The 25,780-nt window shown below is 73.5% G+C and carries 22 protein-coding genes and 1 pseudogene; 16 read left to right on the plus strand and 7 right to left on the minus strand.

The annotated features are described in order from the left end of the window. Positions 1-40: 40 nt before the first annotated feature. Complete coding sequence (gene aceE, locus GA0070621_RS16485) at positions 41-2,785, plus strand: pyruvate dehydrogenase (acetyl-transferring), homodimeric type (protein WP_091196648.1); 2,745 nt, start codon at positions 41-43, stop codon at positions 2,783-2,785. 217 nt (positions 2,786-3,002) lie between these two features. Here the strand turns inward: aceE and GA0070621_RS16490 are convergent, their stop codons facing one another. Further along, a complete protein-coding gene (locus GA0070621_RS16490) occupies positions 3,003-3,449 on the minus strand; it encodes an SRPBCC family protein (RefSeq protein ID WP_046570642.1) in 447 nt (148 codons plus the stop codon). Between the two features lie 184 nt (positions 3,450-3,633). On the opposite strand from GA0070621_RS16490, the gene GA0070621_RS16495 reads away from it, so the two are divergent. From GA0070621_RS16495 to gltX, 3 genes are read left to right on the plus strand one after another with little or no spacing between them, the layout of a single operon-like run. Beyond that, positions 3,634-4,965, plus strand: coding sequence for a GH1 family beta-glucosidase (locus tag GA0070621_RS16495; RefSeq protein WP_091196651.1), 1,332 nt, complete (start codon positions 3,634-3,636; stop codon positions 4,963-4,965). Continuing rightward, entirely contained in the window at positions 4,962-6,239 is a 1,278-nt protein-coding gene (locus tag GA0070621_RS16500) for an MFS transporter (RefSeq protein ID WP_091196657.1), read from the plus strand. Before GA0070621_RS16495 ends, GA0070621_RS16500 begins: the two co-directional genes overlap by 4 nt. 48 nt (positions 6,240-6,287) lie before the next feature. After that, positions 6,288-7,697 (plus strand): glutamate--tRNA ligase, encoded by a 1,410-nt coding sequence (gltX, locus tag GA0070621_RS16505; protein ID WP_091196659.1) that lies wholly within the window; start codon positions 6,288-6,290, stop codon positions 7,695-7,697. Positions 7,698-7,777: 80 nt separating this feature from the next. On the opposite strand, the gene GA0070621_RS16510 is transcribed toward gltX, so the two are convergent. Then, complete coding sequence (locus GA0070621_RS16510; RefSeq protein WP_091196662.1) at positions 7,778-8,395, minus strand: copper resistance CopC family protein; 618 nt, start codon at positions 8,393-8,395, stop codon at positions 7,778-7,780. Between the two features lie 222 nt (positions 8,396-8,617). Between GA0070621_RS16510 and GA0070621_RS16515 the strand changes: the two genes are divergently transcribed. Then, positions 8,618-9,277: a hypothetical protein gene (locus GA0070621_RS16515; RefSeq protein WP_091196665.1), complete on the plus strand. Its 660-nt coding sequence runs from the start codon at positions 8,618-8,620 to the stop codon at positions 9,275-9,277. Positions 9,278-9,340: 63 nt separating this feature from the next. Here GA0070621_RS16515 and GA0070621_RS16520 read toward each other — a convergent pair whose 3' ends face one another. Both GA0070621_RS16520 and pyrE read right to left on the minus strand, forming a co-directional pair. Continuing rightward, a complete protein-coding gene (locus tag GA0070621_RS16520) occupies positions 9,341-9,676 on the minus strand; it encodes a hypothetical protein (RefSeq protein WP_091202514.1) in 336 nt (111 codons plus the stop codon). Between the two features lie 134 nt (positions 9,677-9,810). Next, the gene (gene pyrE, locus GA0070621_RS16525) at positions 9,811-10,350 is read right to left on the minus strand and encodes an orotate phosphoribosyltransferase (RefSeq protein WP_091196668.1); all 540 of its coding nucleotides are present in this window, start codon (positions 10,348-10,350) and stop codon (positions 9,811-9,813) included. Between the two features lie 78 nt (positions 10,351-10,428). Between pyrE and GA0070621_RS16530 the strand changes: the two genes are divergently transcribed. From GA0070621_RS16530 to GA0070621_RS16555, 6 genes are all read left to right on the plus strand, one after another. Beyond that, positions 10,429-11,730 carry a PucR family transcriptional regulator gene (locus GA0070621_RS16530; RefSeq protein ID WP_269455356.1) on the plus strand — a complete coding sequence of 434 codons (1,302 nt, stop codon included), beginning with the start codon at positions 10,429-10,431 and terminating at the stop codon, positions 11,728-11,730. A 78-nt stretch (positions 11,731-11,808) separates the two neighbouring features. Further along, a complete protein-coding gene (locus GA0070621_RS16535) occupies positions 11,809-12,978 on the plus strand; it encodes an acyltransferase domain-containing protein (protein WP_091196673.1) in 1,170 nt (389 codons plus the stop codon). A 58-nt stretch (positions 12,979-13,036) separates the two neighbouring features. After that, the gene (locus tag GA0070621_RS16540) at positions 13,037-13,981 is read left to right on the plus strand and encodes a beta-ketoacyl-ACP synthase III (RefSeq protein WP_091196675.1); all 945 of its coding nucleotides are present in this window, start codon (positions 13,037-13,039) and stop codon (positions 13,979-13,981) included. Positions 13,982-14,071: 90 nt separating this feature from the next. Beyond that, a complete protein-coding gene (locus GA0070621_RS16545) occupies positions 14,072-14,311 on the plus strand; it encodes an acyl carrier protein (protein WP_007072348.1) in 240 nt (79 codons plus the stop codon). Positions 14,312-14,313: 2 nt separating this feature from the next. Next, entirely contained in the window at positions 14,314-15,540 is a 1,227-nt protein-coding gene (fabF, locus tag GA0070621_RS16550; protein ID WP_091196678.1) for a beta-ketoacyl-ACP synthase II, read from the plus strand. 22 nt (positions 15,541-15,562) lie between these two features. Continuing rightward, complete coding sequence (locus tag GA0070621_RS16555) at positions 15,563-16,987, plus strand: acyl-CoA carboxylase subunit beta (RefSeq protein ID WP_091196681.1); 1,425 nt, start codon at positions 15,563-15,565, stop codon at positions 16,985-16,987. A 55-nt stretch (positions 16,988-17,042) separates the two neighbouring features. Here GA0070621_RS16555 and GA0070621_RS16560 read toward each other — a convergent pair whose 3' ends face one another. Further along, positions 17,043-17,264: a hypothetical protein gene (locus GA0070621_RS16560; protein WP_091196684.1), complete on the minus strand. Its 222-nt coding sequence runs from the start codon at positions 17,262-17,264 to the stop codon at positions 17,043-17,045. 108 nt (positions 17,265-17,372) lie between these two features. Here GA0070621_RS16560 and GA0070621_RS16565 point away from each other — a divergent pair, with 108 nt between their 5' ends. Further along, entirely contained in the window at positions 17,373-18,287 is a 915-nt protein-coding gene (locus GA0070621_RS16565; protein ID WP_091202516.1) for a helix-turn-helix domain-containing protein, read from the plus strand. Between the two features lie 58 nt (positions 18,288-18,345). Here GA0070621_RS16565 and GA0070621_RS16570 read toward each other — a convergent pair whose 3' ends face one another. Beyond that, on the minus strand, positions 18,346-20,034 hold the full coding sequence (locus GA0070621_RS16570) for a glycoside hydrolase family 3 protein (protein ID WP_091196687.1): 1,689 nt from the start codon (positions 20,032-20,034) through the stop codon (positions 18,346-18,348). Between the two features lie 40 nt (positions 20,035-20,074). Next, positions 20,075-20,566 (minus strand): DUF3145 domain-containing protein, encoded by a 492-nt coding sequence (locus GA0070621_RS16575; protein ID WP_091196690.1) that lies wholly within the window; start codon positions 20,564-20,566, stop codon positions 20,075-20,077. A gap of 326 nt (positions 20,567-20,892) precedes the next feature. On the opposite strand from GA0070621_RS16575, the gene GA0070621_RS16580 reads away from it, so the two are divergent. The 4 genes and pseudogenes from GA0070621_RS16580 to GA0070621_RS16595 all read left to right on the plus strand — a co-directional run bounded on the left by GA0070621_RS16580 (position 20,893) and on the right by GA0070621_RS16595 (position 25,706). Next, positions 20,893-21,222, plus strand: a complete 330-nt coding sequence (locus GA0070621_RS16580; RefSeq protein ID WP_091196692.1) for a hypothetical protein — start codon at positions 20,893-20,895, stop codon at positions 21,220-21,222. 195 nt (positions 21,223-21,417) lie between these two features. Then, a pseudogene (locus GA0070621_RS16585) lies at positions 21,418-22,329 on the plus strand (alpha/beta fold hydrolase); the annotation flags it as partial. A 211-nt stretch (positions 22,330-22,540) separates the two neighbouring features. After that, positions 22,541-24,658, plus strand: a complete 2,118-nt coding sequence (locus tag GA0070621_RS16590) for a HelD family protein (protein ID WP_091196695.1) — start codon at positions 22,541-22,543, stop codon at positions 24,656-24,658. 133 nt (positions 24,659-24,791) lie between these two features. Then, positions 24,792-25,706, plus strand: a complete 915-nt coding sequence (locus GA0070621_RS16595; RefSeq protein ID WP_091202517.1) for a cation diffusion facilitator family transporter — start codon at positions 24,792-24,794, stop codon at positions 25,704-25,706. The last annotated feature ends 74 nt before the right edge of the window (positions 25,707-25,780 follow it).

Here is a 25,780-nt window from a genome sequence, read left to right on the forward strand (position 1 = left end):
GCGCTAGAGACCTATCCCACACAGAACCGAGGGAACGCCTGTGGCTACGGAACGCAAGCGCCCGGTGATCACCGCTGGTCTGCCGAGCCAGCTTCCGGACATCGACCCTGAAGAGACCAGCGAATGGGTCGAGTCGCTCGACGGTGTCATCGACGAACGCGGGACAAAGCGCGCCCGCTACGTCATGCTGCGCCTGCTGGAGCGGGCCCGAGAGCGCCAGGTCGGGGTGCCTTCCCTGACCACCACCGACTACATCAACTCCATCCCGCCGGAGCGCGAGCCGTGGTTCCCGGGTGACGAGCACATCGAGCGGCGGATCCGGGCGTACATCCGATGGAACGCCGCCATGCTGGTGCACCGGGCGCAGCGTCCCGAGATCGGCGTGGGCGGGCACATCTCCACCTTCGCCAGCTCCGCGTCCCTCTACGAGGTGGGCTTCAACCACTTCTTCCGGGGCAAGGACCACCCGGGCGGCGGCGACCACATCTTCTACCAGGGTCACGCCTCCCCCGGCATGTACGCGCGGGCGTTCATGGAGGGCCGGCTCAGCGCCGACCAGCTCGACGGTTTCCGGCAGGAGTTGTCGCACCCGGGCGGCGGGCTTCCTTCTTACCCGCACCCGCGGCTGATGCCGGACTTCTGGGAGTTCCCCACGGTCTCCATGGGCCTCGGGCCGATCAACGCGATCTACCAGGCCCGGTTCAACCGCTACCTGCACCACCGGGGCATCAAGGACACCTCCCAGCAGCACGTCTGGGCGTTCCTCGGCGACGGTGAGATGGACGAGGTCGAGTCGCTCGGCGCGATCGGCGTGGCCGCCCGCGAGGAGCTGGACAACCTCACCTTCGTGATCAACTGCAACCTCCAGCGGCTGGACGGCCCGGTCCGGGGCAACGGCAAGGTCATGCAGGAGCTGGAGGCGTTCTTCCGGGGCGCCGGCTGGAACGTGATCAAGGTGGTCTGGGGCCGGGAGTGGGACCCGCTGCTCGCGGCGGACACCGACGGTGCCCTGGTCAACCTGATGAACACCACGCCCGACGGCGACTACCAGACCTACAAGGCGGAGTCCGGGGCGTACGTCCGGGAGCACTTCTTCGGCCGCGACCCGCGCACCCGCAAGATGGTCGAGCACCTCAGCGACGACGAGATCTGGAACCTCAAGCGGGGTGGCCACGACTACCGCAAGCTCTACGCGGCCTACAAGGCGGCGATGGAGCACACCGGCCAGCCGACGGTGATCCTGGCCAAGACCATCAAGGGCTGGACGCTGGGCTCGCACTTCGAGGCCCGCAACGCCACCCACCAGATGAAGAAGCTGACGCTGGAGGATCTGAAGCTCTTCCGCGACCGGCTCTACCTGGACATCCCGGACAAGCAGCTGGAGGAGAACCCGTACCTCCCGCCGTACTTCCACCCGGGGGAGAAGTCCGAGGAGATCGAATACCTCAAGGAGCGGCGCCAGCAGCTCGGTGGCTACCTGCCGTCCCGGCAGACCACCGGCAAGGCCCTCCAGATCCCGGGCACCGAGCGGTTCTCCGACGTCAAGCGCGGCTCGGGCAAGCAGAAGGTGGCCACCACCATGGCCTTCGTCCGCCTGCTCAAGGACGTGATGAAGGACAAGGAGTTCGGCAAGCGCTGGGTGCCGATCATCCCGGACGAGGCCCGTACCTTCGGCATGGACTCGCTCTTCCCGACCGCGAAGATCTACTCGCCGCACGGCCAGCGCTACACCTCTGTGGACCGGGACCTGTTCCTGTCCTACAAGGAGGCCACCGGCGGCCAGATCCTGCACGAGGGGATCAACGAGGCCGGCTCGGTCGCCTCGTTCACCGCCGCCGGCACCTCGTACGCCACCCACGGCGAGCCGATGATCCCGATGTACATCTTCTACTCGATGTTCGGGTTCCAGCGGACCGCCGACGGGCTGTGGGCCGCGGCCGACCAGATGGCGCGGGGCTTCCTGCTCGGCGCGACCGCCGGCCGGACCACGCTCAACGGTGAGGGCCTCCAGCACGAGGACGGCCACTCGCTGCTGATCGCCGCGACCAACCCGGCGGTGGTCGCGTACGACCCGGCGTTCGCGTACGAGATCGCGCACATCGTGGAGAACGGCCTGCACCGGATGTACGGCGAGGCGCAGGAGAACATCTTCTACTACCTCACCATCTACAACGAGCCGATCTTCCAGCCGGCCGAGCCGCAGGGCGTGGACGCCGAGGGCATCCTCAAGGGCATCTACCGCTACTCCCCCGCCCCGCAGGTCGGCGGCGACGCGCCGAAGGCGAACCTGCTGGCCTCCGGCACGGGCATGCAGTGGGCGCTGCGGGCCCAGCAGCTGCTCGCCGAGGACTGGGGCGTAGCCGCCGACGTCTGGTCGGTGACCTCGTGGACCGAGCTACGCCGGGACGCGGTGGAGTGCGAGGAGCACAACCTGCTCAACCCGGGCGCCGAGCAGCGGGTGCCGTACATCCAGCGGAAGCTGGCCGACGCCGAGGGGCCGAAGGTCGCCGTCAGCGACTGGATGCGCGCGGTACCGGACCTGATCGCCCGTTGGGTACCCGGCGACTACACCTCGCTCGGCACCGACGGCTTCGGCATGTCGGACACCCGGCACGCGCTGCGCCGGCACTTCCATGTGGACGCCGAGTCGGTGACCGTCGCGGCGCTGCGCCAGCTCGCCCTCCGCGGCGCGGTGCCGGCCCACGTGCCGGCCGAGGCCGCCAAGAAGTACGCGCTGGAGGACGTCAACGCCGCCCCGGTCGGCGAGACCGGCGGCGACAGCTGATCCACCCGTGACGAGGGGCCCGGCGCTACCCGCGCCGGGCCCCTCGCCAGGATGCAGCACGATCTTGGGCGGTCTCCGGGTCACACCGGCGCGGGCGCAGCGGGCAGCGCGGGCCGGGGCCGGCCCGCCTGATCGGCGCCGCAGTCGACGATGGTCCGGCGTTCCTGGCGGGAACGCCGGACCATCACCATCGCGGGCGGAGCCGGGACCGGCTCGGTCAACCGACGGCGGCCAGGTCGGTCAGCCGGGCGAGCGAGTCCTCCAGGTCGGCGCCGACCCGCCGCAGGCCGAGCCGGAGCAGGGCGGCCTTGACCGGCCCGGCGGGCCACCGTACGACGATGAGCCGCACGACCGTCCCGCCCTCCTCCTCGTCCGGGGTCAGCTGTACGTAGATCTCGGTGCGTGCCTCGGCCCGGGCGCCGGCGCCCTTGGCCCGCTCCCGCCACCCGATCAGGGTCGGCTCCTGATAGGCGATCACCTCGGCCTCGTGCGCCGCGCCGCGCCCGGCCTGGACCAGTTGTCGCCGGCCGAACCCCTCTCCCGAGAGGACCTCGGCCGCGCGGACCCCCGCCAGCCAGGCCGGCAGCTGCTCGGCCCGCTGTACCACGTCCCAGACCGCTTCCACCGGCGCCATCACGTGCGCACTGCGTTCCACGAGGATCATTTGTCTTTCTCCCACTAAGGACATCCGCGATATTCCGCACTGTATGCGCAAATTCGGACTTAACTGGACGTGTTCGGAAAAGACACGCCGAAAACCCTTGCGCGACCGTCCACCCTCGACCTATGGCGCATCACCGGGTCGACCCCTAGAGTCGCGAACACGCTTCGCGTTTCTGGGAGGGCGAATGACGACCGCGCCGATGCCCGACTTCCCCGCCGGCTTCCGATGGGGGGTGTCCACCTCCGCGTACCAGATCGAGGGAGCGACCACCGCCGACGGCCGGGGTCCGTCCATCTGGGACACCTTCGCCCACACCCCGGGCCGCATCGTCGACGGCAGCACCGGCGACGAGGCGTGCGACCACTACCACCGGTACGCCGAGGACGTCGCGCTGCTGGCCGGGCTCGGGGTGTCCGGGTACCGGTTCTCGATCGCCTGGCCCCGGATCCAGCCCACCGGCCGGGGCGCGGCCAACCCGGCCGGGCTGGACTTCTACGAACGGCTGGTGGACGCGCTGCTCGACCGGGGCGTGGAGCCGGTGGCCACCCTCTTCCACTGGGACCTGCCGCAGGCCCTGGAGGACGCCGGCGGCTGGCTCGACCGGGACACCGCGCACCGCTTCGCCGAGTACGCCGACCTGGTCGCCGGCCGCCTCGGCGACCGGGTGAAACTCTGGATCACCCTCAACGAACCGTTCATCCACATGAGCCTCGGGCACGGCATGGGCGTACACGCCCCCGGCCGGATGCTGCTCTTCGACGCCTTCCCGGTGGCTCACCACCAGCTTCTCGGACACGGTCTCGCGGCCGCCGCGCTGCGCGCCCGAGGCTGCGGCCCGGTGGCCATCGCGAACAACTACTCCCCGGTGCGGCTGGCCGGGGACACCGACGCCGACCGGGCCGCCGGGGCGGCGTACGACGCGCTGCACAACCGGCTCTTCACCGACCCGCTGCTCGGCCTCGGCTACCCGGAGGGACTGGGCTTCGACCCCGGCGTGGTCCGCGACGGGGACCTGGCGGTGATCGCCGCCCCGCTCGACGTGCTCGGGGTCAACTACTACAACCCGACCGGCATCCGGGCCGCCGAGGAGGGGTCCCCGCTGCCGTTCGAGATGGTGCCGCTGGCGGGGTACCCGCGCACCGCGTTCGACTGGCCGGTGGTCCCGGACGGGCTGCGCGACCTGCTCGTCCAGCTACGCGACCGGTACGGCGACGCGCTGCCGCCGATCCAGGTCACCGAGAGCGGCTGCGCGTACGACGACGCGCCGGACGCCGACGGCCGGGTGCCCGACCCGGAGCGGATCGCGTACCTGGACGGGCACATCCGGGCGGTCCGCGAGGCGATGGACGCCGGGGTCGAGGTGACCGGGTACTTCGTCTGGTCGCTGCTGGACAACTGGGAGTGGGCGGAGGGCTTCACCAAGCGGTTCGGCCTGGTGCACGTCGACTACGCCACCCAGCGGCGTACCCCGAAGTCGTCGTACGCCTGGTTCCGCGACCGGGTCGTCCGGCCATGACCACGATGAACCCGACGCCGGCCGCGCTGCCGGCGGCGCTGGCCGAACCGACCGTGCCGGTGCGGCGGAGCTGGATCGCGCTGATCTTCGCGGCCAACCTCGGCGTCTGGATGGCCTTCTTCACCCCGATCCAGGTGCTGCTGCCCGAGCAGGTCGCGCGGATCGCGCCCGGCGACAAGGAGGCGATGCTCGCCGTCGTCACCGGCCTCGGCGCGCTCGCCGCGGTGCTGGCCAACCCGCTCGCCGGGGCGCTGTCCGACCGGACCGTGCTCCGGCTGGCGGGCCGGCACCTCGGCCGGCGACACGTGTGGACCGCCTCCGGCGCGGTGCTCGGCGCGCTCGCGCTGGTGCTGTTGGCCCGGCAGGACAGCATCGCCGGGGTGGCGCTCGCCTGGGTCGCCGCCCAGGTGTGCTTCAACGCGATGCTGGCCAGCCTCACCGCCGCCCTCCCGGACCGGGTGCCGGTCGCCCAGCGCGGCGGCGTCTCCGGCTGGGTGGGCATCCCGCAGGCGCTCGGCCTGGTGGTCGGGGCGGTGCTGGTCACCGCCGTGGTCACCGGCAACGCCGCCGGGTACGCCGCCGTCGCGCTCGCGGTGCTGCTGCTGTCGCTGCCGTTCACGCTGCTCACCGCGGACGACCCGCTGCCCCGGGAGCACCGGCCGGCGCTGCGGCTGCGCGGGCTGCTCGCCTCGCTGTGGATCAGCCCGCGCCGGCACCCCGACTTCGCCTGGGCCTGGTTCACCCGGTTCCTGGTCCAGACCGGCAACGCGCTCGGCACGCTCTACCTGCTGTACTTCCTCGCCGACGGGGTGCGCGTGCCCGACCCGCAGGGCGCGCTGCTGGTGCTGATCCTGCTCTACACGCTGGGCATGATGCTCACCGCCGTGGTGGCCGGACGGCTGTCGGACCGGTCCGGGCGGCGCAAGGTCTTCGTGATCGTCTCCGGGCTGATCATGGCGGTCGCGGCGCTGCTGCTCGCGGCGGCGCCGGTCTGGCCGATGGCGGTCGCCGCCGCGCTGCTGCTCGGCGCCGGGTACGGCGTCTACCTGGCGGTGGACGCGGCGCTGATCACCCAGGTGCTGCCGGCCGCCACCAACCGGGCCAAGGACCTCGGGGTGATCAACATCGCGAACTCCGCGCCACAGGTGCTCGGCCCGGCGCTCTCCGCCCCGATCGTGGTCCACCTGGGTGGCTACCCCACCCTGTACGCGGCCACCGCGGTCGTCACCCTGCTCGGCAGCGCCCTGGTGTTGAAGATCAGATCGGTACCCTGACCGGCCCCCTTTCGGAATCCGCTGGCCGGCGGCCGTAGGCTGGGGGACGTGACGGTACGTGTACGCTTCGCCCCTTCCCCGACCGGAATGTTCCACGTCGGCGGCGCCCGCTCGGCCCTGCAGAACTGGATCTACGCCAAGCAGCAGGGCGGAGTGTTCGTGCTCCGCATCGAGGACACCGACGCGGCCCGCAACAAGCCGGAGTGGACCGAGGGCATCCTGTCGGCGCTGGACTGGATCGGCATCGCGCGGGGCAGCTACGAAGGCCCACACTTCCAGTCGTCGTACGCGGCCGAGCACCGCGCCGCCGCCCAGCGGCTCCACGTGGGCGGCCGGGCGTACTACTGCGACTGCACCCGGGAGGACGTGCAGGCCCGCACCGGCTCCCAGTACGCCGGCTACGACGGCTTCTGCCGGGACCGGGGGCTGCCCCCGGGTGAGGGCCGGGCGCTGCGCTTCCGTACGCCGGACGAGGGCGAGACCGTGGTGGTCGACCTGATCCGTGGCGAGCCGACCTTCGAGAACAAGCTGATCGAGGACTTCGTCATCGCCCGGGGCGACGGCTCGCCGGTGTTCCTGCTCGCCAACGTGGTCGACGACATGACCATGGGGATCACCCACGTGATCCGGGCCGAGGAGCACCTGCCGAACACCCCGAAGCAGCAGCTGCTCTGGGACGCGCTCGGGGTCAAGCCGCCGGTCTGGGCGCACGTGCCCGTGGTGGTGAACGAGAAGCGGCAGAAGCTGTCCAAGCGGCGGGACAAGGTCGCCCTGGAGGCGTACCGCGACGAGGGGTACCTCGCCGAGGCGATGCGCAACTACCTGATGCTGCTCGGCTGGGCGCCCTCCGGCGACCGGGAGATCGTGCCCTGGTCGGTGATCGAGGAGGAGTTCCGGCTGGAGGAGGTGAACCCCTCCCCGGCGTTCTTCGACGAGAAGAAGCTGCGCGCGTTCAACGGCGACTACATCCGGGCGCTGCCCGTCGAGGACTTCATCACGGAGTGCCAGCCGTGGCTGACCGGCACCGGCACCATCGCTCCGCCGCCGTGGCAGCCGCAGGAGTTCGACCCGGCCGCGTTCGCCGCGGTGGCGCCGCTGGCGCAGACCCGGATCGCGGTGCTCAGCGAGATCGTGCCGAACGTCGACTTCCTCTTCCTGGCCGATCCGCTGATCGACGAGGCGGCCTGGGCGAAGGCGATGAAGGAGGGCGCGGCCGAACTGCTGGACGCGGCAATCGCCGCGTACGAGGGGCTGGAGTCCTGGGCCGCCGAGTCGCTGAAGTCCACGCTGGAGGCGGTCGGTGCGGAGCGCGGCCTGAAGCTGGGCAAGGCGCAGGCGCCGGTCCGGGTCGCGATCACCGGTCGCACCGTCGGCCTGCCGCTCTTCGAGTCCCTTGAGGTGCTCGGCCGCGAGCGCACCCTGACCCGGCTGCGCGCCGCCCGGGTACGCCTGGTCTGACCGTGTACGCGTGACGGGGCCCGCCGGTTCGACCGGCGGGCCCCCGTCACGTCCCGGCGTGTCGCGGCGGGCCGCGACGGTCAGCCGCGGCGCGCGGAGCGGCGGAAGAGCAGCAGCCCACCGCCCAGCGCGCCGAGCACGACCACCGCCCCGAGCGCCCACCACAGCCCGGCGCCGCCGCCGTCGGCCGAGCGTGACGCGGCCGGTTCGAGGCTCGCCGTCGAGGTCGCGGGCGGGGTGGTCGCCTCGGCCGCCGGGGAGGTGGGCGGCACGGTCGTCGGCGGCGCCTCGGCCGAGGGGGTGGCGGTGGTCACGCCGGTGGTCAGGGTGAAGGTGATCTTCCCGCTGACCTGGTGGCCGTCGGTCGAGCTGACCCGGTACGAGACGGTGTACTCGCCGGCCGGCCCGGGGGTGAACGGCACGCTCACCCGCTTGCCGGAGATGGTCGGCTCGCCGCCGGAGGCGGGCGCGTCGTCCGGCCCGGTCACTGTGATCTTGGTCGCATCGGGGGCCGGGGTGGCGAGGAAACGGAGTTCGATCTGTTTCGGGGCGGTCGCCACCCGCGCCCCGTCCTTCGGGCTGCTGCCGGTCAGTGAGTTGTGCGCGGCGGCCGGGCTGGCCGGCAGCACCGAACCACCCAACGCCACGCCGAGAACCACCAACCAGGTACGCGCCACGCGAGCGACCCTGCCCCCCATGAACCCCTCCGTCCGGGTACGATCCGGCCGCTGATCATCGGCCGTTCATTAGTCGGTCTCAGATCGCAAATAGTTCCAAATACTCTTCCAGCAGCTGCAACCGAGCGACGTTCCACGGAGTCTTTCAGGTGGGCACCGGTTTCGCCGGGCGGCCACCACCGTCGGCCGATCAAGCGTGACCTGCAGCGGAAGCCAGCCATCGAACGGGGCGAGGAGGCGGCTATGGTCCGGAGGGTGAGGCGGCTGCTGGCGGCCGTGGCCGGGGCGGTGCTCGCGACCGCCTGCGCGTTGACCCTGGCGGGCACGACCGCGGCCCACGCGACGACGCCCAAGCCCCCGGTGGCCGGAGTGGACATCACCGGCGATGAGCTGGACGAGCCCCTGCGGCTGCGCGCCGACACCCGCCCCACCGAGGTGAACGCGGTCCTCGACCAGGTCGACTGGTTGGGGCGTACGGGCCAGCAGCGCGGTCCACAGGCGGCGGACCTCGGTCCGAAGTACACGGTCGTGGTGCTGGCCGGTGACGTCCCGAAGAACACCTACGACCTCTACCCGCTCGCCAAGGGCGGTCCCCGGATCTACCGGCCGGCGAAGCAGCCCGACCGGAGCAAGACCCTGGCCGGCTGGTTCTTCGGCCGGCTGAACATGTCCGAGACGCTACGCTCCGCCGGTGTGCCGCTGGAGCCGCAGTTCGACACGATCAGCGGCGGCGCCGGCGGGGGCGGACGGGTCATTCCGGACGACTCGCTGGTCCCGAAGCAGGACCTCGACGCGACGATGAACGAACTCCAGCGACTGCTGCTGCTCAACGCCGGGGTGATGGTGGTCATCACCGTCGGGCTCGCCGGCATCGCGCTGCTGGTCCGCCGGCGTACCCGCTGAGGCCGGGCGCCGGCGGCGGGCCTCAGCCCACCGGCACCACCCTGCCCCGGGCGCGCCCCGGGGTCAGCACCAGCGCCGTGGCGGTCGTTCCCGGCGGACCGCGCGGCTACGGGGGCGGACGGCGCCGTGCTGGTGTGCGCCCGCCCACCCGGGCAGGTCACTGCGGCAGCCCTGGCCGCTGACCGGGTCGGGCACGGCCGGCAGCAGCGGCTCGGCGGCCCGCTGCCGGGGCGCGGGCGGGTCGTCGTCGCCGCGTTCGGCCGCTCGCCCGGCCGGCGGCTCGGCCGGATGGGCCACCCCCGTCCGGCGGGGGTGCTTGGCGGACGCCGGCTGCTCGTGGTGGCCCGGGCGGCAGGGCTCGTCCTGGGCGCAGCCGTGCTCGGCCTCCCCGTGCGCCATCCCGGTCTCCTCACGTTCGCTGTCGCCCGTCGGGCGGTCGCCCCGGCGTGCCACCTGACACCGTACTGGCCGGGCCCGACAGGGTGTCCAGCGCGTACCGGGTCGGCCGGCCCTGGAACGAACCCGCTGTCCGGCTAGCGGGCGCCGTCCAGGTCGGCGCGGGTGACCAGGGCACGCAATGCGATCCCGTGCGCCGCCAGCGCCGCCGCGCCGCCCTCCGCGCGGTCGATCACGCAGAGCGCGTGGTCGACCTGCGCGCCCAGCTCGCGGAGCTGACCGGTGGAGATCACCACCTGACCGCCCGAGGTGACCACGTCCTCGACCACCAGCACCCGCCGGCCGGCGACCTCCGCGCCCTCCGCGAGCCGGGCCGTCCCGTACGCCTTGGCGGTCTTGCGGACGAAGGCGCAGGGCAGCCCGACGTGCCGGGCCAACGCGGTGACCACCGGGATGCCGCCCAGTTCCAGGCCGGCCAGCACCTGCGTGCCGGGCGGGACCAGCTCGGCCAGCCCCGCCGCGACCCGGTCCAGCAGCACCGGGTCGGCCTCGAAGCGGTACTTGTCGAAGTACTCGTCGGCGATCCGGCCGGACCGGAGCACGAACCGGCCGGTGAGCCGGCAGGTGGCGGAGAGGTCGCGAGCGAGGTCGGCCTGGGCGTTCCGGGTGTCGGTCACGAGAGGTCATTCTCACCGATCGTTCCCGGCCCGACGCAACCCGCTGCGCCGTCCCGGGCCGCACCTGACCACCTCGGTGTGGAGACCCTGGTCAGGGCGTGTCAGGCTGAGGCGGTGAGTGAACCGGGCGGGACCGACCTGTCGGCCACGCTGCGCCGGATCGAACGGGCGGCGGGCGCGCTGGCCACCGCCAGCGTGGCCCGGATGGACGAGGCCCTCCCCTGGTTCCGGGAGCTGCCGGCGGACCAACGGGCCTGGGTCATGCTGGTCGCCCAGGCCGGCGTCCGGTCGCTGGTGCAGTGGCTGGGTCAGGGCGGCGGCGCGGCCGACAGCACCCAGGAGGTCTCCGACGAGGTGTTCGCCGCCGCGCCGCAGGCCCTGGCCCGCTCGATCAGCCTCCAGCAGACCGTGGCGCTGATCAAGGTGACCATCGAGGTGGTCGAGGAGCAGGTGGCGCACCTGGCCGCCGAGGGCGAGGAGCAGCCGTTGCGGGAGGCCGTGCTGCGGTTCTCCCGGGAGATCGCGTTCGCCGCCGCCCGGGTGTACGCCCGCGCCGCCGAGTCGCGCGGCTCGTGGGACGCCCGGCTCCAGGCGTTGCTGGTGGACGCGTTGCTGCGCGGCGACTCGCCGGACGTGCTGGCCAGCCGGGCGGCGGCGCTGGGCTGGACGGACGCGCCGCCCGTGGCGGTGGCGGTGGGCCGGTCCCCCGGCGGTGAGGTGGCCGCTGTGCTGCACACCGTCTACCGGCAGGCCCGCCGGATCGGGGTCGAGGTGATCGGCGGCGTGCACGGCGACCGGCTGGTGATCGTGCTCGGCGGGGCGGCCGACCTGTTGGCGGCCACCGACAAGCTGCTGCCCGCGTTCGGGGACGGGCCGGTGGTGGTCGGTCCGGCCGTACCCAGTCTGGACGAGGCGACGGAGTCGGCGCGGGCCGCGCTGGCCGGGTTCCGCGCGGCGCCGGCCTGGCCGACCGCGCCCCGCCCGGTGCCCGCCGCCGACCTGCTGCCGGAGCGGGCCCTGGCCGGCGACGCCGATGCCCGTCGCCGGCTGCGGCACGACGTGTACGCGGTGCTGGCCCGCGCCGGTGGCGAGCTGCTGGAGACGTTGGACGCCTTCTTCGCCGCCGGCGGGACGCTGGAGAGCGCCGCCCGGGCGCTCTACGTGCACCCGAACACCGTGCGTTACCGGCTCAAGCGGGTCGCCGAGGTGACCGGCTTCTCGCCACTGGTCCCCCGGGACTCGTTCGCGCTGCAGGTGGCGTTGACCGTGGGGCGGCTCGACCCGGTGGTCCCGGGGGGCACACCCGTCCCGAGTCAGACATTGAGCCCAGGGGGTCGGAAAACCTCGCAGACGGGTGATGATCGTCGCCGATCTTTGTAGGGTTCCTCCAAAGCTCCTAGTACGGCTTGGTGCCATGCGTTACAGCGCGACCCGCGAGTATCCGTCAGAGTCGTAGACGTGCTCGCCGTACTCTCACCCGGACAGGGTTCCCAGAAACCCGGCTTCCTGACTCCATGGCTCGCCCTGCCCGGTGCCGAGGCGCGGCTGCGCTGGTGGTCCGCGCTGGCCGGGGTCGACCTGCTCCACCTCGGCACCGAGGCGGACGCCGACGAGATCAAGGACACCGCCCGCACGCAGCCGCTGCTCGTCGCGGCCGCGCTGCTCGCCGCCGAGCACCTGCCGATGCACGACGTCGCGCTGGTCGCCGGGCACAGCGTGGGCGAGCTGGGCGCCGCCGCCCTGGCCGGGGTGCTCCCCGCCGAGGCGGCCGTCACCCTCGCCGGCGTACGCGGCCGGGAGATGGCCGCCGCCTGCGCGCTCGAACCGACCGGGATGGCCGCCGTGCTCGGCGGCGACCCGGACGAGGTGGTCGCCGTCATCGAGGCCCACGGGCTGCACCCCGCCAACCGCAACGGCACCGGCCAGGTCGTCGCCGCCGGTCCGGTTGCCGGCCTGGAGAAGCTCGCGGCCGAGCCGCCGGCAAGGGCCCGGGTCACCCGGCTCCAGGTGGCCGGCGCCTTCCACACCCCGTACATGGCCCCGGCCGAGGCCGCCCTGGCCGCCGTCGCCGCCGGCATCACCCCGGCCGACCCGGCCCGGATCCTCCTGTCGAACCTGGACGGCTCGGCGGTCAACCACGGGCGGGAGATGGTCCAGCGGCTGGTCCGCCAGGTGACCGCCCCGGTCCGCTGGGACCTGTGCATGCGTACCCTGGCCGACCTCGGCGTCACCGGCGTGATCGAGCTGCCGCCGGCCGGCACCCTGGCCGGGCTGGTGAAGCGGGAGCTCAAGGGCGAGGGCGCGCCGGAGATCGTCACCCTGAAGACCCCCGACGACCTGCCCGCCGCGCGGGACCTGATCGCCCGGCACAGCGGCCTGAGCGGCCACGAGCCGGTGATCCAGTTCCGGGTGGTGGTCGCCCCCGCCGCCGGCACCTTCGAGCCGCTGGCCGAGCTGGCCGAGGGCGTCGACCTGCACGCCGGCCAGGTCATCGGCCACGTCGCCACCCGGCAGGGGCCGGTCGAGGTGACCGCGCACGGCAGCGGGCTGCTCACCGAGTGGCTCGCCCACCACGACGACCCGGTCGCCCCGGGCCAGCCCCTCGCCCGGATCGGAGGACACGCGTGAGCGCGAGGAACGAGCCGGGCCTGCGAGTCCCGCAGCCGCGAACGGAAGGTAAGTACTGATGGCGGGCAGCCGGATTGTCGCGATGGGGCACTACCAGCCCTCCCGCGTGGTGACCAACGACGACCTCGCGCAACTGGTCGACACCAACGACGAGTGGATCCGGGACCGGGTCGGCATCGCCACCCGGCGGATCGCCGGCGACGAGACGGTGGCCGACATGGCCGCGGCCGCCGCCGGCAAGGCGCTGGCCAACTCCGGCCTCACCGCCGCCGACATCGACCTCGTGGTGGTCGCCACCTGCACGTCGGTCGACCGCAGCCCGAACGTGGCCTGCCGGGTCGCCGCCAAGCTGGGCATCAACGCCCCGGGCGCGTTCGACGTCAACACCGCCTGCTCGGGCTTCGCGTACGCCCTCGGCACGGTCGACCACGCCGTCCGGGCCGGGGCGTCCCGCAACGCGATCGTGATCGGCGCGGAGAAGCTCTCCGACTTCACCGACTGGACCGACCGCTCGACCTGCATCATCTTCGGCGACGGCGCCGGGGCGGCGGTGGTCACCGCGACCGCCGAGGACGAGCCGGCCGGGATCGGGCCGGTGGTCTGGGGCTCGGTGCCGGAGAAGAGCGACGCGGTCCGCATCGAGGGCTGGCGCCCGTACGTCGCGCAGGAGGGGCAAACCGTCTTCCGCTGGGCCACCACCGCGCTGGCGCCGCTCGCGCTCCAGGCCTGCGAGAAGGCCGGGGTGACCCCGGCCGAGCTGGCCGCGTTCGTGCCGCACCAGGCCAACGCGCGGATCATCGACGGCATCGCCAAGCGGCTGAACATCCCCGACGCGATCATCGCGAAGGACATCGTCGAGTCCGGCAACACCTCGGCGGCGAGCATCCCGCTCGCCCTGTCCAAGCTGGTCGAGCGGCGTGAGGTGCCGGCCGGGGCCCCGGTGCTGCTGTTCGGCTTCGGCGGCGGCCTGACCTACGCCGGTCAGGTCGTCCGCTGCCCCTGAAGAGAAGACCCCCTCGGGCGCGAGTGCGCCGAGGAGTGACGGCCGGCGACGCCGACCGTCGTGAACCCCCGATGAGAGGAACCAACCGCAATGACCCGTGACGAGATCACCGCCGGCCTCGCCGAGATCCTCGAAGAGGTTGCCGGGGTGAACCCGGACGACGTGGCCGAGGGGAAGTCCTTCACCGACGACCTCGACGTGGACTCGCTCTCCATGGTGGAGGTCGTGGTGGCGGCCGAGGAGAAGTTCGGCGTCAAGATCCCGGACAACGAGGTGCAGAACCTGAAGACCGTCGGGGACGCCGTCAGCTACATCGAGGCGCAGTCCTGATCATGAGTCGCCCCGACGTCGTCGTCACCGGGCTCGGCGCGACGACCCCGCTCGGCGGGGACGTCGCGTCGACCTGGGACGCCATGCTCGCCGGCCGCTCCGGGGTGAGTGCCCTCACCCAGGAGTGGGCGGAGCAACTGCCGGTCCGGATCGCGGCCCAGCTCGCCGTGGAGCCCGCCGAGGTGCTGGACCGGGTCAAGCTGCGCCGGCTGGACCGGTCCGAAGCGATCGCCATCGTCGCGGCCCAGCAGGCGTGGGCCGACGCCGGGCTGGCCGGCTCCGGGCCGGACCCGGAGCGGGTGGCGGTCAGCATCGGCTCCGGCATCGGCGGGGCCACCACCCTGCTCGCCCAGGACGACATCCTGGAGGCGTCCGGCCCGCGGCGGGTCTCCCCGCACACCGTGCCGATGCTGATGCCGAACGGCCCGGCCGCGTGGGTCGGGCTGGAGCTGGGCGCCAAGGCCGGGGTGCACTCGGTGGCCAGCGCGTGCGCGACCGGCGCGGAGGCGATCGCGCTCGGCCTGGACATCATCCGCTCCGGCCGGGCCGACGTGGTGGTGGCGGGCGGCACCGAGGCGGTCATCCACCCGCTGCCGATCGCCGGTTTCGCCTCGATGCGGGCCATGTCGACCCGCAACGACGAGCCGGAGAAGGCCTCCCGGCCGTGGGACAAGGGCCGCGACGGCTTCGTGCTCGGTGAGGGCGCGGGCGTGGTGATCCTGGAACGGGCCGAGCACGCCGCCGCCCGCGGCGCCCGGGTGTACGCGCGCCTGGCCGGCGCGGGGATCACCTCCGACGCGTACGACATCGTGCAGCCGCACGCCGAGGGCGAGGGCGCGATCCGGGCGATCGGGAAGGCGATCGCGGACGCGGACATCGCCAAGAGAGACATCGTGCACGTCAACGCGCATGCCACCTCCACGCCGGTCGGTGACATGCTGGAGATCGGCGCGCTGCACAAGGCGCTGGGTGACCACCCGGTGCTGTCGGCGACCAAGTCGATGACCGGGCACCTGCTCGGCGCGGCCGGGGCGCTGGAGTCGATCGCCGCCATCCTGGCCATCCGCGACGGTGTCGTACCTCCGACGATCAACCTCGACGACCCGGATGACGGTCTCACCCTGGAGGTGGCCGCACACAAGGCGCGCCACATGGAGATCCCCGCCGCGTTGAACAACGCGTTCGGCTTCGGCGGCCACAACGTGGCCCTCGTCTTCACGCGGGCCTGAGACCACTGCCAGGGAGGCACCAGTGACCTCAACCGCCGTCAACGCGGACAGCGCGACTGTGGACCACCGGGATCCGGAGGTCCGGCTCCGGGCGCTGTTCGACGCCGGCTCGCTGCGCCTGCTGGCGCCGCGGGACACCTCGGGCGTGCTCTGCGCGCGGGGTGAGATCGACGGTACGCCGGCGATCGCGTACGCCACCGACGCCACGCGGATGGGCGGCGCGATGGGCACCGAGGGGTGCCGGCACATCGTGGACGCGATCGACGCCGCGGTCCGGGAACGGGTGCCGGTGCTCGGTCTCTGGCACTCCGGCGGCGCCCGGCTGGCCGAGGGCGTGGTCGCGCTCGACGCCGTCGGTCAGGTCTTCGCCGCCATGGTCCGGGCCTCCGGCCGGGTGCCGCAGATCTCGGTGGTGCTCGGTCCGGCCGCCGGTGGCGCGGCGTACGGGCCGGCGCTGACCGACATCGTGGTGATGAGCGGGACCGGCCGGATCTTCGTCACCGGTCCCGAGGTGGTCCGCAGCGTCACCGGCGAGCAGGTCGACATGGAGCGCCTCGGCGGCCCGGAGCCGCACGGCCGGCGCTCCGGCGTGGTGCACGTGACGTGCAAGGACGACGAGACGGCCCTGGCCGAGTCGCGCAGGCTCGCCGCGCTGCTCGGCCGCCAGGGCCGGCTCTGCCCGGACGACGTGGCCGGCGACGCCGGGGACGGGCACGACCTGGCCGCGAAGATGCCGGCCGAGGCCAGCCGGGCGTACGACGTGAAACCGGTGGTCAAGGCGCTGCTCGACGAGCCGGGCGTGGAGCTGCACGCCAAGTGGGCGCCGAACGTCGTCACCACGCTCGGCCGGTTCGCCGGCCGGACGGTCGGCGTGATCGCCAACAACCCGCTCCGGCTGGGCGGCTGCCTCGACGCGTCCAGCGCCGAGAAGGCGGCCCGTTTCGTGCGGATGTGCGACTCGCTCGGGGTGCCGCTGGTCGTGCTGGTCGACGTTCCCGGCTACCTGCCCGGCCTGGGCCAGGAGTGGGACGGCGTGGTCCGGCGCGGGGCCAAGCTGCTGCACGCCTTCGCCGAGGCGGTGGTGCCTCGGGTGACGCTGGTGACCCGCAAGGCGTACGGCGGCGCGTACATCGCGATGAACTCCCGCTCGCTGGGCGCGACCGCGGTCTTCGCCTGGCCGAACGCGGAGGTCGCGGTGATGGGGGCCAGCGCGGCGGTCAACATCCTGCACCGCAAGCGGCTGGCCGCTGCCCCCGCCGAGGAGCGGGAGGCGCTGCGCGCCCAGCTGATCGAGGAGCAGATCAAGGTCGCCGGTGGCGTCAACCGGGCGCTGGAGATCGGCGTGGTGGACGACGTGATCAAGCCGGAGGAGACCCGGCGGCGGATCGCCGAGGCGCTCGCGGCGGCACCCGCCGCCCGTGGCGCGCACGGCAACATCCCGCTGTAGGCATCAACGCATCGCAGGGTCCGCGCCCACCCGGGGCCGCGGGCCCTGACGCGTCTCAGGCCCGGTTGCGGGGGTGCTGCCGGGCGGTCCGCTCGTTGCCCCGGCGGTAGTTGCCGGTCCACCGGGCCATCACCGGCTGCGGGTCGTCGTCGACCTCGGCGAGGAACTCCGCGGCCCGGCCGCCGCGCAGCGTGGCCGCCGTCCGCCCGTGGTGGCGGATCACGACGGAGCCGTCGGCCCGTTCTACGTAGTCGAAACCCTGCGCGTGCTGTCCCATGGACGCCCACCCTGCCAGCGGTCGCCCGGTCCCGCAGCCCATTTCGCTCGACCCAGGGGCGACCTCCGGGCTTGAATCTCCAGCGGCTGGAGGAGGCAGGCTGTGGCCGTGGACGACCGCATGTTCACCATCGGGCAGCTCGCCCACCGCGCCGGACTGCCCGTACGCACCATCCGGTTCTGGTCCGACGAGGGTCTGCTGCCGCCCACCGTCCGCTCGGCCGGTGGGCACCGGCTCTACGACGCCGCCGCCGTCGCCCGGCTGGAGCTGCTGCGCACCCTGCGCGAGCTGGGCATCGGGCTGGAACCGGCCCGGGCCATCCTGGACCGGCAGGCCACGGTGACGGAGGTGGCGGCGGCGCACGTACGGGCCTTGGACGCCGAGATCCGGGCCCTGCGGCTGCACCGGGCGGTGCTGCGGTCGATCACGAGACGTGGTGGTACGACCGAGGAGTTGAGACTCGTGAACGATCTGGCCCGGCTCTCCGCCCGGGAGCGGCAACGCATCATCGACGACTTCGTGGCGGAGGTCTTCGCCGGCCTGCCGGGCGACGCACCGGGGGCCGGGCTCGCCGACGCCATGCGGGCGCTCCCCGCCGAGCTGCCCGACGAACCCACCGACGCCGAGGTGGACGCCTGGGTGGAGCTGGCCACCCTGGTGCAGGATCCGGCCTTCCGCCGCCGGGTACGCGAGATGGCGGTCGCCGGGGCGTCCGGTGACCAGCCCCCGCCCGAGCCGCTGCCCAGCGTCGAGCCGGCCCGGGAGGCGGTGGCCGCCGGGATCGCCCCGGACTCCCCCGCCGGTCGGGAGGTCCTCGACCGGATCGTCGACCCGGCCTGCTCCGACGCGGACCGCAGGGCGCTGGCCGCCCGGCTGGCCACCTTCACCGACCAGCGGGTCGAGCGGTACTGGCAGCTCGTCGGGGTGCTCCGCCGCCAACCGCCGTTCCCGGCGGCCGTGCCGGCCATGGAGTGGCTGATCGCCGCGCTGCGCGCCCGGCCCGAGGCGCCGGCGGCCGGCTGAACTCGTGCCGCGGATCCGCCGGGGCCGTCCGCCCTCCGGGCGGCCCCGGCGGCACGGGTCAGGTGCCGCAGACGGTGGCCGGCAGGCCGGTCACCGGGACCGGGGAGCGGCCGGTCGGGCGGGCCTTGCCGGCGAGTACGCCGGCCAGCGCGGTCATCGACGCCGGGCTGGACGAGTAGGTGGCCAGCAGGGTCGGCGACTTCGCGTCGGCGAGCACGTACGGGGTGTCCATCGCCACCGTCACGGCCGCGTCGTCCCGCAGGTCGGCGGCGCCGTCGTGGTACCCGACGAGGTGCACGATCCGGCCACCACTCGGCGCGACGTCGACCCCGGCGGCGGTGAGGGCCTCGCTCAGCGCGGCGCGGGCGCGGTCCCGCCCGGCGGCGGCGGTCACCGTGACCGGCCCGGCCACCGGGGCGTCGCACCGGCCGCGCAGCATGGTGACCGCGGCGGCGGCCAGGTCGGCGGCGGCCCGGCCGTGTTCGGCGTCGCCCAGCGTCGACATGTCGGGGGTGGGCCGGTCCGCCAGCTTGAACTTCATGGTCAGCACCCGGGTGACCGCATCGACCAGCCGGGCCCGGGGCAGCGACCCGTCCCGGAGCGCGGCGAGCAGCCCGTCGTACGCCTGGCTCACGTTCGGGGTCATCAGGATGAGGTCGTTGCCGGCGTTCAGCGCCCGGACCGCGGCCTCCCCCGGCGACCAGCGCATGGCCGGGGCCATGTTCATCCCGTCGGTGATCACCACGCCCTGGAAGCCGAGCTGGCCCCGGAGCACGTCGGTGAGGAGCTTGTGCGAGAAGGTGGCCGGGGTGCCCGGGTCGATCGCCCGGACGTCGAGGTGCGCGGACATGACCGCCATGGCGCCCGCGTCGATCCCGGCGCGGAACGGCGGGAACGCGGTCCGGTCCAGCACGTCGCGGGACTGGCCGACGACCGGCAGTTCCTTGTGCGAGTCGTCGGCGCTCAGGCCGTGCCCGGGGAAGTGCTTGACGCTGGCCGCCACCCCCTCGGCCTGCAACCCCCGGACCGCGCCGGCCACCTGGGGCGAGGCCTGTTCCGGGTCGGCGCCAAAGGAGCGGGAACCGATCACCGCGCTGCGGGTGGCCAGCACGTCGGCGACCGGGGCGAAGTCCATGTTGATCCCCATGGCGGCCAGCTCGGCGCCGGCCGCCCGCCAGGCGGCCTCGGTCAGCGCCGGGTCGCCGGCCGCGCCGGCGGCCAGCGGACTGGGCAGCAGGGTCACGCCGTCGGCGATCCGGGTGACCACGCCGTGCTCCTGGTCGGTGCCGATCAGGAAGGGCGCCGGGCCGGCGGCGAGCTTGCCGGCCGCCTCGCGCAGCCCGGTGGTCAGCTCACGGACCTGTGCCGGGTTGTCGACGTTGGTGGTGACCTGGTTGCCGGCGGTGGGGTCGTCGGCGCTGAACCCGACCAGGATCACCCCGCCGAGGCGGTACCTCGCCACCATCTCGGCGGGCGTGTCGACCCCGGCCAGTTCCTGGTTGCCGGCGGCCGACGCGGGCGAGACCTGGGTGGCCGAACTGCCGTACGCGTACGGCATCAGCACCTGGCCGACCAGGTCCTCGTCGGCGAGGGTCCGTACCAGCGCCGCGGCCCGGGCCGCGGGGTCGGTGGGGATCGGTTCGGGGCGGGACCCGTCGGGCTCGCCCGCGCACCCGGAGACGAGCAGCGCGGTCAGTACGACGAGCGCGACGAAGGTACGCCGAGGGGTGGTCGACACACGGAACATCCCACCAGTTATCCGCGTATCGGGGCAAGTTGACCTCTGGTCAGCCCACCCGAGTGAGCAGCGTCACCGGCGCGCCGTCGCCGGCGTACCGGTAGGGCTCCAGCTCGGCGTCCCAGGCGGTGCCGAGCGCCTTGTCGAGGGCGTGCGCGAGCGCCTCCGGGGCACGGGCGGACGCCAGGATGCCGCGCAGCCGGTCCTCGCCGAGCTGAATGTCGCCGGCCGCGCCGACGGTGGCCCGGAACAGGCCCCGCCCCGGGACGTACATGAACCGCTCGCCGTCGACGCCCGGACTCGGCTCCTCGGTCACCTCGAAACGGATCATGGGCCACTGCCGGAGGGCAGCAGCCAGCTCGGCGCCCGTCCCCGGGCGACCGGTCCACCCGCACTCGGCCCGGCGCGCGCCGGGCTCGACGGGCTGTGCCGTCCAGTGCAGGTTGACCGGCGCGGCGAGGACGCGCGCGATCGCCCACTCGACGTGTGAGCACACGGCGAGCGGGGTTGAGTGGACGTATACGACGCCACGCGTTTGCACGGTGACCTCCCGGAGAGCGAGGTGCGTCTTCCCCTACGACCTCGTCCACCAGAGTGGCACCCGCAACACATGATGACCGGTGTGACGGATGGTACGCCAGCGAATCGGAAAATTCGCCGCTACCGGTCGGCGGGAAATACCCGGGTGGCTGACCCCGTTGACCACCGTGACGGCGCGACGACCAGCCAGGCGTCGAGGTCGTGTACAGTTCTCTGGGCGGTTCTGTGCCGCCGCACAATCTTCGCGGGCCGACGCCCACCCGGACGTCACCCGCACCAAGCCCCCGGACGTTTCAGTCCTCCCGTACGTCTGCAAGGAGTACCTCCGTGGCGAGCAACACCTCTAAGACCGCGCGCGCGTCAGTCCGGGCCGGCCAGGCTGGCCAGGGTGGCGCCCTCAGCGTGCTGGGCGAGTTCAAGTACCTCATCCCGCTCAACGGCGGCAAGCACGCCTACGTGCGCAACCTGACCAACGGCAAGACCGCGCACCTGCGCACCGACTCCGAGGCCTTCGTCGAGGAGATCCGGACGCTGGCCGCGGCCGGCCACGCCGCCAAGGTCCGCGCCGAGCTCAACAGCCTCGCCGCCGCCTACCCGGAGCACGGCTGGGACGCCGCCGAGAAGCGTCTCGTCGAGGCCGGCGTCTTCGAGGGCTGAGCCCCGCACCGCGTCACCCGAACCGCCCGCCAGGTCGCCTGGCGGGCGGTTCGTCGTCTCCGCCGCCGGTTCGGCCGGCACGGCACGCGGGAATCTTTCACCTGAGCGGTTGCCGTGCTGTGATTGGCGGGTAGCCGGATCGTCACCGCCGGGTTACCCGGTGTGCGACACCGGTGGGCCTGGGAAGGTGGACCGATGCCGGAGGAACTTGAGGTACGGCTACCCGACGGCGTACGCCTGCACGTGGCGGCGTCCGGGCCGGTCGACGCCGAGATCACGGCGGTCCTGCTGCACGGTTGGACGCTGGACGGGCGTAGCTGGCACCGCCAGCTCGCCGGGCTGCGGGCACGGTTCGGTGACCGGGTGCGGGTGGTGGCGTACGACGCCCGTGGGCACGGCCGGTCGAGCTGCATGGCGCTGCGTACGGCCACCCTGGCCCAGCTCGGCGACGACCTCGCCGCGGTGCTGGACGAGATCGCCCCGCGTGGGAGGGTCGTGCTGGTGGGGCACTCGATGGGCGGGATGACCGTGATGGAGTACGCCCACCGCCACCCCGGGCACTTCGCCGACCGGGTCGCCGGGCTGCTGTTCGTGTCGACCACCGCCGAGGGGCACACCCACACGGTCTACGGAATCTCGCCCCGGATCGCCCGGTTGATCCGGCTCGCCGAGACCACCGGCGCCGGGGTGCTGGCCCGCTGCGGCTCCTGGCGTCCCCCGCACGCGCTGCTGCGCGCCCTGCGTCCGAGCATCCGCTGGCTGCTCTTCGGCGACCGGTGCGACCCGGCCGACATCCGGCTGGTCACCTCGGCGGTGGCACACGCCTCGCTCCGGTCGATCGGTGGGTTCCGCGCCTCGATCGGTGCCCAGCGCCGGCTGGACACCCTGACCGCGCTCGGCCACCTGCCGGCCGCCGCGCTGGTCGGCGACCGGGACCGGCTCACCCCGCCGCCGTGCGCCCGGTCGATCGCGGCGGCGCTGCCCACCGCCGAGCTGACCGTCTGTCCGGGCGCCGGCCACATGCTGATGATGGAGCGCCCGGACGAGGTGAACCAGGCCCTCGCCGCGGTGCTCCACCGGGCTCTCACCGAGCCGGCCGGGCCAGTCCGGCTGACCGCGCCGGCCGGGCCGGACAGGCTGACCGCGCGGTCGGTGGCGGCGAGGGGAACGGCCGACCACGGGGTGGGAACGCCCGGATAACGGGCATCCGGCACCGGCGGAGCCCGGGCACCGGCATGGCCGCGACAACGGCCGCGACGACGGCCCGTACCCTCATTCAGCCCGTCGTACCCGCCGCGTGACCACAGGAGCCCCCGCCTTGAGCGACCAAACCACCCTGGACCGGGAGATCGCCGTCGAACAGCGACATCTCGACCGGGTGTACGCCCGCCTGGCGGAACTGCGCCGGTCGGCCGCCGAGGCCGAGCGGGAGGGCTACCGGCTGGCCCGGGTCGGCAACTTCGGCGCGCTGGTGGAGCGGGACGCGATGGTGTTCCACGCCGCACAGCGCCGGCACGTGCTGGACGCCGAGCACGAGGGGCTGGTCTTCGGCCGGCTCGACCTGCGTACCGGGCAGGTGCTGCACGTGGGCCGGCTCGGCGTACGCGGGGAGAACGCCGAGACGCTGGTGGTCGACTGGCGGGCGCCGGCCGCCGCCGCCTTCTACCAGGCGACCCCGGCCGACCCGATGGGCGTGGTACGCCGGCGCACCATCCAGTCGTCGGCGGAGCGGGTCACCCGGATCGAGGACGACCTGCTGGACCCGGAGGCGGCGCCGCCGGACCTGGCGGTGGTCGGCGACGGCGCGCTGCTCGCCACGCTGTCCCGGGCCACCGGGCGGGGCATGCGGGACATCGTCGCCACCATCCAACGGGAGCAGGACGAGGCGATCCGCTCGCCCGGTTCGGGGGTCACGATCGTCTCCGGCGGCCCGGGCACCGGCAAGACCGCGGTGGCGCTGCACCGGGCCGCGTACCTGCTCTACTCCGACCGGGCCCGGTACGCCGGCGGCGGCATCCTGGTGGTCGGCCCGTCCGGCGTGTTCGTCGAGTACATCGCCTCGGTGCTGCCCTCGCTCGGCGAGGAGACCGCCACCCTGCACTCGCTCGGCTCGCTCTTCTGGGGCATGTCGGCGACCCGCACCGACCCGCCGGAGGTGGCGGCGGTGAAGGGGTCGCTGCGGATGCGCCGGGTGCTGGAACGCGCGGTCCGGGACGCGGTCCCGGACTCCCCCACCGAGCTGCGCCTGCTCTACCGGGGCGAACTGCTCCGGCTGGGCCGGGCCGAGCTGGACGCGATCCGGGACCGGACGCTGTCCCGTGGCGCGCGCCGCAACGAGGTGCGCCGGGCCGGCTTCGACGCCGTCCTCGCCGCCCTGTACAAGCAGGCCCGTGGGCTGCGGATCGGCCGGTTGCCGGAGCAGCCCGCGTTCGAGGACGAGATCATCGACCGGCCGGAGTTCCGGGAGTTCCTCAAGGCATGGTGGCCACGGCTGCACCCGCGGCACGTGCTCGGCTGGCTGGCCCGCCCCGAGCGGCTGCGCCGGTACGCGGGCGGCGTGCTCGCCGCCGGCGAGATCCGGCTGCTGACCGAGGCGTACCGGACCCTGGACACCGAGGGGCTGACCATCGCGGACATCGCCCTGCTGGACGAGCTGGACGCGCTGCTCGGCAAGCCGGTGCAGCGGACGAAGCCGAAGCGCGACCCGTTCCAGCTCGCCGGGGGCGTCCGCGAGCTGAGCACGTTCGCCGACCGGCAGCGGGCGGCCCGGGCCGCCGCCCGGGAACGCCCGGAGGACTACCGCGACTACGCCCACGTGGTGGTCGACGAGGCGCAGGACGTCTCGCCCATGCAGTGGCGCATGATCGGCCGGCGCGGCCGGCTGGCCTCCTGGACGGTGGTGGGCGACCCGGCGCAGACCGCCTGGACGGGCGACCCGGAGGAGCTGACCCGGGCCCGGGACCAGGCGCTCGGGCGGCGGCGCCGGTCCCGCTACGAGCTGACCACCAACTACCGCAACTCGGCCGAGATCTTCGCGGTGGCGGCGGCGGAGATCCGCCGGCGCTACCCGGACCTGGCGCTGCCGACCGCGGTGCGCTCCACCGGGGTGCCGCCGGTGGAGCGGACCGTGCCCGTCGCCGAGCTGCCCGCCGCGACCGTCGCGGCGGCCGACGCGCTGCTGGCCGAGGTCGAGGGGACGGTCGGCGTGATCACGCCGGTGCCGCGCCGGGACGAGGTCGCCGGCTGGCTGGGCGACCTGGGCGGCGGCCGGCTCCAGGTGGTGACCAGCCTCCAGGCCAAGGGCATGGAGTACGACGGGGTGGTGCTGGTGGCGCCGAGTGAGATCCGGGCCGATCCCGGTTCGGGGGTACGGACGCTCTACGTGGCGCTGTCCCGGGCCACCCAGCGCCTCACCACGCTCGACCCGGTGCGCTGACGACGGCTTGCGGTCGCGGCGTGGCCGCGGGCGCCCGAGCCGGCGCTTCCCGTCGCCCGGACGATCACTTGCATACATAGCGATGTGAGCATAGATTGTGCCCGGGCGGGTCGCGGGACGAAAGGGTGTGGGCGTGGGCGCAGGTCATGACCACAGCGGCACGGTCACCAACGCCGCACACCGCCACCAAGGTCGGCTCTGGGCCGCGTTCGGGCTGCTCACTGCCCTGATGCTGGTCGAGGCGGTGACCGCGTTCGCCACCGGCTCACTGGCCCTGCTCTCGGATGCCGGGCACATGTTCACCGACGTGCTCGGCATCGGCATGGCGCTCGCCGCGATCACCGCCACCCGGCGCGCCAACACCGATCCGCAGCGCACCTTCGGGCTCTACCGGCTGGAGGTGCTGGCCGCGCTCGCCAACGCGATCCTGCTCGGCGCGGTCGCCGCGTACGTGCTCGTCGAGGCGGTACGCCGGTTCGGCGAGCCGCCGGAGGTGCTCGCCGGGCCGATGCTGGCCGTGGCGGTGCTCGGCCTGCTCGCCAACATCGTCGCGTTCGCGCTGCTGCGGGCCGGCGCGCAGGAGAGCATCAACCTGCGCGGGGCGTACCTGGAGGTGCTCGGCGACCTGCTGGGCTCGCTCGGCGTGATCGCCGCCGCGCTGGTCATCGTGTTCACCGACTGGTGGTGGGCCGATCCGCTGGTCGCCGTCGCGATCGGGTTGTTCATCCTGCCCCGGACCTGGCGGCTCGGGCGGGCCGCGGTCCGCATCCTGGTGCAGGCCGCCCCGGAACACCTCCAGGTCACCGCGGTACGCGACCGGCTGGCCGCGGTGCCCGGCGTCGCCGAGGTGCACGACCTGCACGTCTGGACGCTCACCTCCGGGATGGACGTGGCGTCGGCGCACCTGACCGTGGCTCCCGACGCGGAGGTGGGCGAGGTGCTGGCCGCGGCACGGGCCGCCCTGCACGAGGACTTCCGGATCGATCACGCCACGTTGCAGATCGAACCCGGAGCGTCGGCCGGAGCGTGCGGCCCGGTCGAGTGGTAATTAGGGCAAACTTAAATCCAAGTGGCTATTGTTCATCTGTGCCGGCTTCGTTCCGATTTTCGGTCCCCGCCTTG

The sequence above is a fragment of the Micromonospora narathiwatensis genome (assembly GCF_900089605.1).
Classification (GTDB): Bacteria; Actinomycetota; Actinomycetes; order Mycobacteriales; family Micromonosporaceae; genus Micromonospora; species Micromonospora narathiwatensis.